Annotated in this window: 12 protein-coding genes; 9 read left to right on the top strand and 3 right to left on the bottom strand. The window is 71.1% G+C overall.

All coding sequences use genetic code 11. The annotated features are described in order from the left end of the window. The first annotated feature begins 37 nt into the window (after positions 1–37). Positions 38–448 carry a DUF3224 domain-containing protein gene (locus ACQEU8_RS15210; RefSeq protein WP_433100817.1) on the top strand — a complete coding sequence of 137 codons (411 nt, stop codon included), beginning with the start codon at positions 38–40 and terminating at the stop codon, positions 446–448. Between the two features lie 97 nt (positions 449–545). On the opposite strand, the gene ACQEU8_RS15205 is transcribed toward ACQEU8_RS15210, so the two are convergent. Together ACQEU8_RS15205 and ACQEU8_RS15200 are read right to left on the bottom strand one after the other, a co-directional pair. Next, positions 546–1,868, bottom strand: a complete 1,323-nt coding sequence (locus ACQEU8_RS15205) for an MFS transporter (RefSeq protein WP_433100815.1) — start codon at positions 1,866–1,868, stop codon at positions 546–548. Positions 1,869–2,174: 306 nt separating this feature from the next. Next, positions 2,175–2,960 (bottom strand): DeoR/GlpR family DNA-binding transcription regulator, encoded by a 786-nt coding sequence (locus ACQEU8_RS15200; RefSeq protein ID WP_433100813.1) that lies wholly within the window; start codon positions 2,958–2,960, stop codon positions 2,175–2,177. A gap of 148 nt (positions 2,961–3,108) precedes the next feature. Here ACQEU8_RS15200 and ACQEU8_RS15195 point away from each other — a divergent pair, with 148 nt between their 5' ends. The 5 genes from ACQEU8_RS15195 (at position 3,109) to ACQEU8_RS15175 (ending at position 8,634) form a co-directional block, all read left to right on the top strand. Beyond that, positions 3,109–3,780, top strand: coding sequence for an HAD family hydrolase (locus ACQEU8_RS15195; protein WP_433100811.1), 672 nt, complete (start codon positions 3,109–3,111; stop codon positions 3,778–3,780). Then, positions 3,777–4,853 carry a 2-hydroxyacid dehydrogenase gene (locus tag ACQEU8_RS15190; RefSeq protein WP_433100809.1) on the top strand — a complete coding sequence of 359 codons (1,077 nt, stop codon included), beginning with the start codon at positions 3,777–3,779 and terminating at the stop codon, positions 4,851–4,853. Before ACQEU8_RS15195 ends, ACQEU8_RS15190 begins: the two co-directional genes overlap by 4 nt. Continuing rightward, entirely contained in the window at positions 4,850–6,304 is a 1,455-nt protein-coding gene (locus ACQEU8_RS15185; RefSeq protein WP_433100807.1) for an FGGY family carbohydrate kinase, read from the top strand. Before ACQEU8_RS15190 ends, ACQEU8_RS15185 begins: the two co-directional genes overlap by 4 nt. Positions 6,305–6,368: 64 nt before the next feature. After that, positions 6,369–8,108, top strand: coding sequence for a dihydroxyacetone kinase family protein (locus tag ACQEU8_RS15180; RefSeq protein WP_433100805.1), 1,740 nt, complete (start codon positions 6,369–6,371; stop codon positions 8,106–8,108). Between the two features lie 31 nt (positions 8,109–8,139). Beyond that, positions 8,140–8,634: a ribose-5-phosphate isomerase gene (locus tag ACQEU8_RS15175; RefSeq protein ID WP_433100803.1), complete on the top strand. Its 495-nt coding sequence runs from the start codon at positions 8,140–8,142 to the stop codon at positions 8,632–8,634. Positions 8,635–8,723: 89 nt separating this feature from the next. Here the strand turns inward: ACQEU8_RS15175 and ACQEU8_RS15170 are convergent, their stop codons facing one another. Beyond that, entirely contained in the window at positions 8,724–8,927 is a 204-nt protein-coding gene (locus ACQEU8_RS15170) for a cold-shock protein (RefSeq protein ID WP_019354156.1), read from the bottom strand. Positions 8,928–9,212: 285 nt separating this feature from the next. Between ACQEU8_RS15170 and ACQEU8_RS15165 the strand changes: the two genes are divergently transcribed. The 3 genes from ACQEU8_RS15165 to ACQEU8_RS15155 all read left to right on the top strand — a co-directional run bounded on the left by ACQEU8_RS15165 (position 9,213) and on the right by ACQEU8_RS15155 (position 12,126). Further along, positions 9,213–10,064, top strand: a complete 852-nt coding sequence (locus ACQEU8_RS15165; protein WP_433102415.1) for a menaquinone biosynthetic enzyme MqnA/MqnD family protein — start codon at positions 9,213–9,215, stop codon at positions 10,062–10,064. Between the two features lie 140 nt (positions 10,065–10,204). Beyond that, positions 10,205–11,410 (top strand): cyclic dehypoxanthinyl futalosine synthase, encoded by a 1,206-nt coding sequence (mqnC, locus tag ACQEU8_RS15160; protein WP_433100801.1) that lies wholly within the window; start codon positions 10,205–10,207, stop codon positions 11,408–11,410. A gap of 17 nt (positions 11,411–11,427) precedes the next feature. Beyond that, positions 11,428–12,126 carry a demethylmenaquinone methyltransferase gene (locus ACQEU8_RS15155; RefSeq protein WP_433100799.1) on the top strand — a complete coding sequence of 233 codons (699 nt, stop codon included), beginning with the start codon at positions 11,428–11,430 and terminating at the stop codon, positions 12,124–12,126. Positions 12,127–12,561: the final 435 nt, after the last annotated feature.

The raw sequence follows: 12,561 nt of genomic DNA, 5'->3' as shown, positions 1-12,561 counted from the left end.
ACGCAGTCCGCCGCTACTTACGGAAAGGCCGCCCGCCATGGCTGAGCACTCCACCACCGCCGTCTTCACCTTCTCCTCCTGGGACGAGAAGAACGTCACCGACGCCGAGCGCAGCCCCCGTCTCGCGCACGCCGCCGTCGTCAACAACTACAGCGGGGGCATCGAGGCGGAGGGCACCGCATGCCAGTACGTACTGACATACGCCGCCGAGACGCGCGGCTCCTTCTGCGGGATGGAGCTGCTGACCGGCTCCGTCGACGGGCGGGAGGGGACGTTCGTCATCCACCAGAACGGCACCTTCGACGAGGAGGGCGTCATCCGCTGCTCGTTCGACGTGGTTCCGGGTTCCGGAACCGGTGACCTCGCCGGTCTGGCCGGTACCGGAGGGTTCGAGGTCCACGAGGGGGAGAAGGATGTGAAGGTCTCCTTCACGTACCAGCTGGACTGAGGCCGCCCCGCTCGCCGAACGGGTGCGCAACGCGACGGCGGTCAGTGGGCGCTCCCACTGACCGCCGTCGCGGTGAGAAGAGGTGCTCGGCGAGCGGCTAGGCCGGCGTCGGGGTCGAGCTCTTGCCGGGAGGGGACGCGGTGACCGGCGCTGCGGAGCCGCCCTGTTCCTCGGGCATCTTGAGGAACAGGGTCAGCACCATGGCGACCAGGTACAGCGCCAGGAAGACGATGGTCACGCCACCCGCACCGACGAGGGGGAGGAACACGGACGCGATGGCGGGACCCACGAAAGTGGCGCCGCCCGCGCCGAGGTTGAGGAGTGCCATGGCACCGCCCTTGTTCTCGGGGGCCATGTTCGGGATCAGCGCCGAGATGGGGACGAAGCCGGCCAGTGTGGCGCCGTACAGCATGCCGGCGAGTACGGCGACCCAGTAGTAGTCGGGGCCGAGCCAGGTCGGCACGAAGTACAGCACCGTCACGCTGATCGCACAGCCGAGGGCGCCGAATGTCGCGATGGTGGTCCGCCAGCCGATCCGGTCGGAGACCGCGCCGAAGATCAGGTTGAAGAAGATATTGGTGCCATAGATGATCGCCAGCAGCTGGAGCCACTTGTCGGTGCCGAAGCCGACGTCGTCGGAGAAGATCCGCGGCAGGTAGACGAGCATGCCGAACTCGGGCGCCGTATTGATGATCCGTACCAGGCAGCCGACCAGCACCCGCGGGTGGGTCCAGATGATCGAGACGCTGTTGTAGAGGGACTCACCCGTGGTGACGCCGGGCTCGGCCAGCCGCTCGCCGCCCTCCCGCCGCTTGGCGCCGACCAGTGCGATGGCACCACCGGCCAGGATGAGGCCGAGCGCGCTCCACAGGGTGCCCATCTCGCCGATGGCGGGGATGGTGAAGCTGGACCAGAGGGAGCCGAGGGTGGGCAGGCCGCCGGTGAAGGCGAAGTAGAACCAGCCGACGGCGGTGCCCAACCGGGCTTTCGGGGCGCTGCCGGTGATCCAGACGAGGAACCCGAAGGCGAAGAGCGGATAGCCGAAGCCGCGGATGCCGTAGAGGATCAGCATCATCGGGTAGTTCTCGGTGCCGAGCGCGAAGACCAGGTAGAGCGCGTCGAAGACCGCCCAGATGATCAGGCCCACCCACATCACCTTGCGCGGGCCCCACACCTGGGAGAGCGCACCGGAGAACCAGGAGGCCAGCATCACGGCGACGCCGTAGGCGGTGATGACGTAGCCGGCCTTCACATCGCTGCCCGCGCCGTGGTCGGCCATGTACGGCGCGATGAACCCGCTCTCGACCCCGTCGCCGATCATGAACAGCAGTACGCCGATGTAGCCGAGGACCAGGGGCTTGGGCAGCCCTATGCGATCGAGGAGCCCTCGGCCGGGGGCTCGGGTCGCTGGATCCGTCATCGGGGGGCCTCCGCTCTGAGGTAACCAGTTGGTGCACCGCAGATACTCAGCCCGCCTGCGAGAAATATCAAGACCCCTGTTAAAAATAACGGCCAGGCCTGTTGCCGCGTAACAGCGCGGGGCGGGGGCGCCCCGAAGGGGCGCGGGGAACTGCTCCCCTGGGGGCACCTCCCGGCCGGAGGCTGGGGGACTCCGGCCGGGAGGTGCCCCCAGCGACCACGACGTACCGGCAGCCTGGGGTCATAGGAAGGGGCAGCCCCTACCCAGCACGCCCGAGAGGGCGAGCCCACATCCACCGGGCACCCCTCACGCGGAGACCACCCTCACCTCCGTAACCTTGCGCATCTCCGCCACCAACTCGTCCTCCACCGGCCCGCTGAGCACCACATGGTCGAACTCGCGCACCGGGTCGAGCCGGTGCAGCGCGCTGCGGCCGACCTTGCTGTGGTCCATCAGCAGCACGCTGACCGAGCCCGCCTCCCGCATGGCGCGTTTGAGGGCGACGATCTCCTGCTCCTGGTGGTAGGTCATGGTGCCGGTGATGGCGGAGGTGGAGACGACGGTCAGATCCACCGAGAAGCTCTTGATCATCTCCAGCGCGGAGAGCCCGATCCATGAGTCGTGGGTGCGCGAGTACTCGCCGCCGATCCCGATGAGCCGTACGTCCTCGACGGGCCGCAGCTCCTCGGTGATCAGCCGGTAGTTGGTCACCACCGTCAGCGGCCCCACCTGCGGCAGCAGCTTCGCGAAGGCCAGCGCCGTGGTCGAGTCGTCCAGCATCAGCGACATCCCCGGCGTCACGAACTCCAGCGCCGCCCTGGCCAGCGCCTCCTTCTCGCCGGTGTGCGCGTGCAGCCGGAAGTCGGAGCTGGACTCGAAGACGGTGGAGGGCTGGGCCGAGACGCCACCGTGGTACTTGCGCAGGATGCCGCGGTCGGCGAGCTCGGCGATGTCCCGGTGCACCGTCATCACGCTGACGCCGGTCAGCTCCGTCAGCTCCGCCACCGAGGCGTCGCCCTTGGCCAGCACATGGTCGACGATCTGCTGCTGACGCTTCTGGCGCGTGGCACGCGCTGCTGAGTGGGCGGTCATACGCACCATCCTGCACCCCTTACGGCGTCTTCCGGCCCCCGGTCCGCTCGAAGTCTCACATTGCCCCTGGTGCGAGTACCAACACCTGAGTGACAGATAACAGAAGCAGTGTTAATTTGCAGGGAGCCGAAGGTGAGGAGTTCCGGCCGTGGCCGATGCAGTGGTGTTTGACATGGACGGAGTGCTCGTGGAGAGCGAGCATCTCTGGGAGCGGCTGTGGACCGCGTTCGCCGCCGAACGCGGCAAGCAGTGGGGGCCCGAGCAGACCAGAAGCTGCCAGGGGATGAGCGCTCCGGAATGGGCCGCCTTCCTCACCGAGTTCGCCGGCGCGGGCGACAGCGCCGCCGACACCGAACGCACTGTCGTGGACGGCATGATCAAGGCGCTGGAGGACGGTGAGATCGAGCTGCTGCCCGGCGCCCGCGGGATGATCGCCGACGCGGCCGCGCGCGGTCCCATCGCGCTCGCCTCGTCCGCGCCGCGCCGCGTGATCGACGCCGTCCTCGCGCACCATGGAGTCGAGCACCACTTCAAGGCCACCGTCTCCAGCGCCGAGGTCCCGCGCGGCAAGCCCAGCCCCGACGTCTATCTGGCAGCGGCCGGCAAACTCGGCGTCCCCGCGGCCGACTGCCTGGCGGTGGAGGACTCCAGCAACGGGCTGCGCGCCGCCGCGGCGGCCGGGATGACGGTCGTCGCCATCCCCAACCCCGGCTATCCACCGGCCGCTGACGCCCTCGCGGGCGCCGCGCACTCGGCCACCGACCACGACGACGTACGCCGCTATCTGCTCTCCCAGCTCAAGGAAGGTGACCGGGCATGACGGACCCGATCAAGGTGCTGGCCTCGGGCGACCACTTCATCGCCCCCCAGCTCTTCATCGACGCGCTCAAGAACGCGGCCCCCGGCACCGCGCTGGACTTCCGCACCCGGACCACCCCCTGGCCGCACACCCCCTTCGGCCCCGTCGGCAACGTCAAGGAGGCCAGCGGCACCGAGGACGAGCTGCTCGAAGCGCTCGGCGACGCCGAGATCGCCCTCATCCAGATGGCGCCGTTCACCGACCGCGTCATCCGCGAGGCCCCGAACCTGAAGCTGATCGCGGTGGCCCGCGGCGGCCCGGTCAACGTCGATGTGCCGGCTGCCACCCGCGCCGGCATCCCCGTCACCTTCACCCCCGGCCGCAACGCGGCGGCCGCCGCCGAGTTCGCGCTCGGGCTGATGCTCGCCGCGCTGCGCCGTATCCCCGCCTCCGACGCGGAGCTGAAGAAGGGCACCTGGCGGGGCGACTACTACGCCATCGAGAACGCGGGCATCGAGCTGGACGGCACCACCGTCGGACTCGTCGGTTACGGCGCCATCGGCGCGATCGTCGCCCGCGTGCTGCGCGCCTTCGGCTCCCGGGTGCTGGTCGCCGACCCCTACGCCGACCCGGCCAAGGCCGCGGCGGACGGCGTGGAGTTGGTGGCGCTGGAGGAGCTGCTGCGCCGCAGCTCGGTCGTCAGCCTGCACGCCCGCGTCACCGCGGAGACGCGGCACATGCTGAACGCCGACAACCTCAAGTTGCTCCCCAAGGGCGCGGTGCTCGTCAACTCGGCGCGCGGCGAACTCATGGACTACGGCCCGCTGCCCGCGATGCTGGAGTCCGGCCACCTGGGCGCGCTGGCGCTGGATGTGTACGACGTCGAGCCGCCGCCCGCCGACTGGCCGCTGCACCGGGCGCCCAACGTCATCACCACCCCGCACCTGGCGGGCGCCACCCGGCAGACCGCCGACCGCGCCGCGGCCATCACGGCGGCCCAGGCAGCCGCGTATCTGCGCGGCGAGCGCCCCGAGTTCGTGGTCAACCCGGAGGTGTTCCAGGCCACGGGGGCAGGGGGAGGGCGGCAGTCGTGATCGTCGGGGTCGACGTCGGCACCTCGGTCACCAAGGCCCAGCTCATCGCGCGCGACGGGCGCACCACCCCCGCGCACGAGGCCCGCAGCACGCTGTACACGCTGCCGGGCAATCGCGTCGAGCAGGACATGGACGAGGTCATCGGCACGGTTGTCACCGTCGTACGGGCCGCCGTCGCCGACGCCGCACAACTCGACCCGGACGAGCCCCTCGAAGCCCTCGCGCTGACCGGGCAGGGCGACGGCCTGTGGCTGCGGGACGCCGGCGGCCGCCCGGTGGGCCGCGCACTGTCCTGGATGGACGGCCGCGCGGCCCCCGTCCTGGACAAGTGGGCAGCGGACGGCACGGCCCGCGAGGTCCACCGGCGCACCGGAGCCGGCATGTTCCCGGGCGCGGCCGGACCCCTCCTCGCCCACCTGGCCGAACACGAGCCCGAACGGCTGGCGGCCGCCGATGTGGCCGGGTACTGCGTCGACGCCATCGCCCAGCGGTTCACCGGCGAGCGGACGGTGGACGCCTCGGACGCCTCGGTGCCGTTCCTGGACGTGGCGCGCCGTACGTACGACGACGAGGCACTTCAGCTGTGCGGGCTGGGCCGGTGGCGCGGGCTGCTGGCCGAACCCGCGCCGCCCGGCGCGCTGTTCGGGCTGCTGCCCAAGGTCGCGGCGGAGCTGGGCCTGCCTGCCGGGCTCCCGGTCAGTGCCGGGCCGTTCGACATCCCGGCCTGCGGTTTCGGCTCGGGCCTGGAGCGGGTCGGCGAAGGCAACCTCATCATCGGTACGACGCTGGCCTGCCAGGTGCTGAGCGACGATCCCACGCCGGGCGCGGGGGACGAGGCAGCCGGGATGATCCTGGCCACCCCGTACCAGGACCGGTATCTGCGGGTCATGCCCGCCATGATCGGCACCGCCGGACTGGACTGGCTGCTGGGCATGCTGGGCGTGCGTATCGAGGAACTCGACGCGCTGCTCGCGCAGTCCCCCTACGGCGCCGCCGGGGTGACCGCCCTGCCGTTCCTGTCCACCAGCGGCGAGCGGGCCCCCTTCGTGGACGCCCGCGCCCGCGGCCGGCTCGACGGGCTCTCGCCCCTGACCGGCCGCGCCGACCTGGTGCGTGCCCTGTGCGAGGCCGTCGCCTACTCGGCGCGGCACTGTCTGGAGACCCTCGGCGTCGACGGGGCCGTCACCGCCTGCGGGGGCGGCGCCCGCTCCGGCGAGTGGGGGCGCATCTTCGCCGGCGTCCTGGGGCGGGACGTCCATGTGCGGGAGGACGCCGTGGGCATCCGCGGCGCCGCGCGGATCGCCTGGCGCGCGCTGGGCGCTGACGACGCGGCCGGCGGCGCTCTGGGAGAGGGCCGTATCGCGCGCGCCGACAACGCGGCCGTCGCCTTCTACGAGGACGGCTACCACCGGTACCTCGACACCTTGGAAAGAGCCCGCCAGTCCTGGTGACCCCGCCCCCGCTCCTTACCCGGGCTCCGTCCGGTCCCGGCACAACACCCTGCTGGAGTCCCCTATGACCCGCGTATTCAACGACCCTGCCCGCTTCGCCGAGGACATGGTCCAAGGCTTCACCGCGGCCCACCCCGAACACGTCCGCGCGGTCCCCGGCGGCGTAGTCAGAGCCCACCGTCCCGCCGCCGCGAAGGTCGCGGTGCTGACCGGCGGCGGCTCCGGCCACTACCCCGCGTTCTGCGGCGTGGTCGGCAAGGGGTTCGCCGACGGCTCGGTCATCGGCAACGTCTTCACCTCACCGTCCGCCGCGCAGGCGTACTCCGTGGCGGCGGAAGCCGAAACCGGCGCAGGTGTGCTGTTCCTCTTCGGCAACTACGCGGGTGACGTCATGAACTTCGGCCAGGCCGCCCAACGCCTGACCGCGGACGGCATACCGGCCCGCTGCTTCGCCGTCACCGACGACATCGCCGGCGCCCCCACCGCGGAGGCCGACCGGCGGCGCGGCATAGCGGGCGGCTTCACCGTCTACAAGACCGCCTCCGCCGCGGCCGAGGAGGGCGCCGACCTGGACGAGGTGGTCCGGATCGCGGAGCACACCAACGCCCGGACCCGCTCGCTCGGCGTGGCCTTCGCGGGGTGCACACTGCCGGGCCAACGGGAACCGCTGTTCACCGTGCCGACGGGCAAGCTGGGCCTCGGCCTGGGCATCCACGGCGAACCCGGCGTGCGCGAAACCGAGCTGACGACCGCCCAGGACCTGGCCCGCACCCTGGTGGAGGGGCTGCTGGCGGAGCGGCCGGCGGAGGCGGCGGACAGCCACCGGGTGGCGGTCCTGCTCAACGGTCTGGGCGCCACCAAGTACGAGGAGCTGTACGTGCTGTGGGCGTCCGTGGCGCGGCTGCTCACCGAGGCGGGGCTGGAGCTGGTACGCCCCGAGGTGGGCGAACTGGTCACCTCGCTGGACATGGCGGGCTGTTCACTGACCGTCACCTGGCTGGACGAGGAGATGGAACGGCTCTGGCTCGCCCCCGCCGACACCCCCGCCTACCGCCGCGGCGAAGTCGCACCCCAGGCCCCGGCAACGGACCGGAGGGCCGCGCCGCGTACGGCCACCGTCCCCCGTACGGCCGACGAGCCCGCCACCGCGACCGGGGAGGCGGTCGCCACCGCGGCCACCGTCGTACGTGCCTTCCGGACAGCGCACACCCTCCTCCACGAGCAGGAGGAGACCCTCGGCCGGCTCGACGCCGTCGCCGGGGACGGAGATCACGGGCGCGGCATGTGCAAGGGCGTGGACGCGGCGCTGGCCGCCGCCGAGAAGGCGCAGGCCACAGGCGCCGCGCCGGCCGCGCTGCTCGGTGCGGCGGGGGATGCCTGGGCCGCCGAGGCGGGCGGCACCTCGGGGGCGCTGTGGGGCGCTGGCCTGCGCGCGTTCGGCTCCGCACTGCCCGCCGACCGTGCTCCCGCGCCCGCGGAACTGGTGTCCGGCGCCCGGGCCGCGCTGGAGGCGGTCACCTCGCTCGGCAAGGCCGAACCCGGCGACAAGACCCTGGTCGACGCGCTCGCCCCGTTCGTCACCGCTTTCGAGGGACGGCTGGAGGCGGGCAGCCCGCCTGCCCAGGCCCTGGCCGACGCGGCCGAGGTGGCCCGTACCGCCGCCGAGGCCACCGCCGAGCTGCGCCCCAAGCTGGGCCGCGCCCGGCCGCTGGCCGAACGCAGCCTCGGCACCCCGGACCCGGGCGCCACCTCGCTGGCGCTGGTCCTGGGCGCGCTGGCCGGCACCGTACGCGCCGCAGCCTGATCTCTTCCCCCGCCACCAGGAGGAACGCACCATGAGCACCACCCCCGCAGCGCCCCGGCAGCCCTTCCGTATCGTCGTGGGCTGCGACGACGCGGGTCTCGACTACAAGGAAGCCCTCAAGAAGGACCTGCTCGGCGACGCCCGGGTGGCTCAGGTCACCGATGTCGGCGTCGGCAGCGGCGGCGCCGACCGGGACCGGGCCTATCCGCACGTCGCCGTCGAGGCGGCCCGCCGTGTCGCCGACGGCGAGGCCGACCGGGCGCTGCTGATCTGCGGCACCGGTCTGGGCGTCGCCATCAGCGCGAACAAGGTCCCCGGCATCCGCGCCGTCACCGCGCACGACAGTTACTCCGTGCAGCGGTCCGTACTCAGCAACAACGCTCAGGTCCTCTGCTTCGGCCAGCGCGTCATCGGCCTGGAACTGGCCCGCACACTGCTGGACGAGTGGCTGGACCAGCGCTTCGACGAGGGCTCGGCCTCGGCGGCGAAGGTCGCCGCGATAACGGGCTACGAGCAGGGCTGCTGACGGCCGCGGTCCCGCACAGGTGACGGGTCACGAAAAGGCAGGAGCCCCCGCCGAGGCGGGGGCTCCTTGGATTACTGCAGAGTCAGGGACTACTGCGCGGTGACGTTCTCCGCCTGCGGACCCTTCGGGCCCTGCGTGACATCGAACGACACCATCTGGTTCTCCTCAAGAGAGCGGAAACCGGATGCGTTGATCGCGGAGTAGTGGACGAAGACATCGGGACCGCCGCCGTCCTGGGCGATGAAACCGAAGCCCTTTTCGGCGTTGAACCACTTAACGGTTCCGGTAGCCATAAGCCCTCCTTGGGCCTATAAGGGTGTCCCTGCTCCCAGAACCCACAAAGAAGCCTGAAAACGACGAGAGCCCGCGGTCACATGCTCCGCAGGCTCTGTACTGCAAGGGAAACCAAACTGCAACTTGGCTCCGAGCCTAGCACGGTGGGACCCGGCGCGGAAGAGTTCCGGATCATGTCCCACAGCCCTCCCGGAGGACCCCGCGTGGCGCCTCCCGGAGGACCCCGCGTGGCGGGGTACAGACCGGGGCGTACTCTCCGGAGAGTGACTGCTGAACCGAGGCCTGTGCGCACCCGCCCCCGCGTCGCGCACATTCAGTTCCTCAACTGTCTGCCGCTCTACTGGGGCCTGGTCCACACCCACACGCTGCTGGATCTGGACCTGACCCGGGACACCCCGGAGAAGCTCAGCGAGATGATCATCGATGGGCGGCTCGACATGGGGCCCGTGACCCTGGTGGAGTTCCTGCGCAACGCGGACGACCTGGTCGCTCTCCCGGACATCGCGGTGGGCTGCGACGGCGACGTCATGTCGTGCGAGATCGTCTCCCGCCTGCCCCTCGACCAGCTCGACGGCGCGCGGGTGGCCCTCGGCTCGACGTCGCGTACCTCCGTACGCCTCGCCGAGCTGCTGCTGGCGGAGCGCTACGGGGTGCGGCCCGAGTACTACAGCTGCCCGCCGGACCTGGAGCGGATGATGAAGGAGGCGGACGCCGCCGTCGTCATCGGCGACGTGGGGCTGCGCGCCTATCTGCGGCAGTTGCCCGAGGACGACCTCCGGGTGCACGACCTTGGGCGGCTGTGGAAGGAGTGGACGGGGCTGCCGTTCGTCTTCGCCGTCTGGGCCGTGCGCCGCGACTTCCTCCAGCGGGCTCCGGAGACGGTGTACGAGACGCACCGGGCCTTCCTGGCCTCGCGCGATCTGGCCATGGAACAGGTCGACCAGGTGGCCGAGCACGCCGCGCGCTACGAGGTCTTCGAGCCGAAGGTGCTGGAGCGGTACTTCACCACGCTCGACTTCCGGTTCGGTGAACGGCAGCTGGAGGGCGTGGCCGAGTTCGCCCGCCGTACCGGCGCGACGACCGGTTTCCCGCCCGACGTCCGGGTGGAGATGCTCAGCCCCGAGCCGGGCAGCTGAGCCCCTCGGGGGCATGCGGACGCGTCTCGGGGACACTCCGAAGATCGGCCGAATGCCCCTGGCGTAGGCTGGTCCGGCGCCGCTGTGCTGTGGTAAGCGGCGAGATGTGTCGAATGTGCGACCTTTGGAGGGACGCCACGGTGACAGCGCACGTGTCGGAAGCCGACCTGCTCTCCGCCCTCGATCGCGCCGCCACCGGGGGGCGCGTCACTCCCGAAGAGGCGCTCGACCTCTACCGGTACGCGCCGCTGCACGCGCTGGGCGCCGCCGCCGACAAGGCGCGCCGCCGCCGGTACGCCGGGACCGAGCACATCGCGACGTACATCATCGAGCGCAACATCAACTACACCAACTCGTGTGTGACGGCGTGCAAGTTCTGCGCCTTCTACGCCTCGCCCAAGAGCGACAAGGTGTGGATCCGGGATCTGGACGACATCCTGCGCCGCTGCGCGGAGACGGTCGAGCTGGGCGGCACCCAGATCATGTTCCAGGGCGGCCACCACCCGGACTTCGGGGTGGAGTACTACGAGGAGCACTTCGCCGCCATCAAGAAGGCGTTCCCGCAGCTGGTCATCCACTCGCTGGGCGCCAGCGAGGTCGAGCACATGGCGCGGATCTCCGGGGTGTCGCCGAAGGAGGCGATCGAGCGCATCCACGCGGCGGGTCTCGACTCCTTCGCGGGCGCCGGCGCCGAGCTGCTGCCCGCCCGGCCCCGCAAGGCCATCGCACCGCTCAAGGAGTCGGGTGAGCGCTGGCTGGAGATCATGGAGATCGCCCACAACCTCGGTGTGGAGTCCACCTCCACCATGCTGATGGGCACGGGCGAGACGAACGCCGAGCGCATCGAGCACCTGCGGATGATCCGCGATGTGCAGGACCGGACCGGCGGCTTCCGCGCCTTCATCCCGTACACCTACCAGCCGGAGAACAACCATCTGAAGGGGCAGACGCAGGCGACCGTCTTCGAGTACCTGCGGATGATCGCCATCGCGCGGATCTTCCTCGACAACGTCGCCCACATCCAGGGCTCCTGGCTGACCACCGGCAAGGACGTCGGACAGCTCTCGCTGCACTACGGCGCCGACGACCTCGGCTCGGTGATGCTGGAGGAGAACGTCGTCTCCTCGGCGGGCGCCAAGCACCGCTCCAACCGGATGGAGCTGATCGACCTCATCCGCAAGGCGGGCCGCGTACCGGCGCAGCGTGCCACGACGTACGAGCACCTGCTGGTGCACGACGACCCGGCGAACGACCCGGTGGACGACAAGGTCGTCTCGCACCTGTCCTCCACCGCCATCGAGGGGGGAACAGCCCACCCCGAGCTGGCTCTCATCGACGCGAAGTGACGGGCGGAACAAGGGACATGAGCCGCGCATCCCTGGACAAGCAGCCGCACGAGGTCGCCGCCATGTTCGACGACGTGGCGGACAAGTACGACCTCACCAACGATGTGCTCACGGCCGGCCAGGCCCGGCTGTGGCGGCGCGCCGTCGCCGCCGCCGTCGACGCCCGGCCCGGCGAGAAGGTGCTCGACCTGGCGGCGGGCACCGGCACCTCCTCGCTGCCGTTCGTGGAGGGCGGCGCCTTCACCGTGCCGTGCGACTTCTCGCTCGGCATGCTCCGCAAGGGCAAGGAGCGCCATCCCTGGATGCCGTTCACCGCCGGGGACGCCACCCGGCTCCCGTTCGCCGACGGCACGTTCGACGCCGTGACGATCTCCTACGGGCTGCGCAACATCAGCGACATGGACGCCGCGCTCGCCGAGATGCGGCGCGTCACCCGGCCCGGTGGACGGGTTGTCATCTGCGAGTTCAGCGAGCCGACCTGGGCGCCCTTCCGCACCGTCTACATGCAGTATCTGATGCGGGCGCTGCCGTCCATCGCACGGCAGGTCAGCAGCAACCCCGACGCGTACGTCTACCTTGCGGAGTCCATCCGCGAGTGGCCGAACCAGCCGCAGTTGGCGGCCCGGCTCCAGCAGGCGGGCTGGACCAAGGTGGCCTGGCGCAATCTGACGGGCGGCATCGTCGCCCTGCACCGGGGTTTCCGGCCGAAGGACTGAGCGCCTCGGAGGACTGAGCACCTCGCGCGCTTCGTATCCGGTTGCGCTTGGATAAATGTCCTTCCCCCAAGGGGAGTTCGGCGGAACGATGTAACCCGTCCCTCGTACGGTACGCACACAAGCGGTGCCCCTGCGTGCCGCTTCGTCCCCCCACCTCCCCGAACGCAACCGCATCGGAGCGCCATGTCGTCCCCGCCGCCGTCGTCTTCGCCCTGCCCGCAATGCGGTGCTGATTCCCCGGCCGAGGCCCGCTTCTGCATGTCGTGCGGTGCCCCCACGGCCCCGGCAGCACCGCCTGCACCGGCAGCGCCGCCCGCGCCCGCCGCACCCGCGGCGCCTCCCGCCCCGGCGGCCCCGCCCGTGCCTGACGCGCCCGCCGCACCTCCCGAGCCGACGGCCGCACCCTCCCCGCCTGACGCACCGTCTCCGCCTGAC

Origin of the sequence: Streptomyces sp. CA-250714, assembly GCF_050936705.1 — a bacterium.
Classification (GTDB): Bacteria; Actinomycetota; Actinomycetes; order Streptomycetales; family Streptomycetaceae; genus Streptomyces.
The sequence above is the reverse complement of the archived record's forward strand: the minus strand, read 5'-3'. Positions and strand labels throughout refer to the sequence as shown.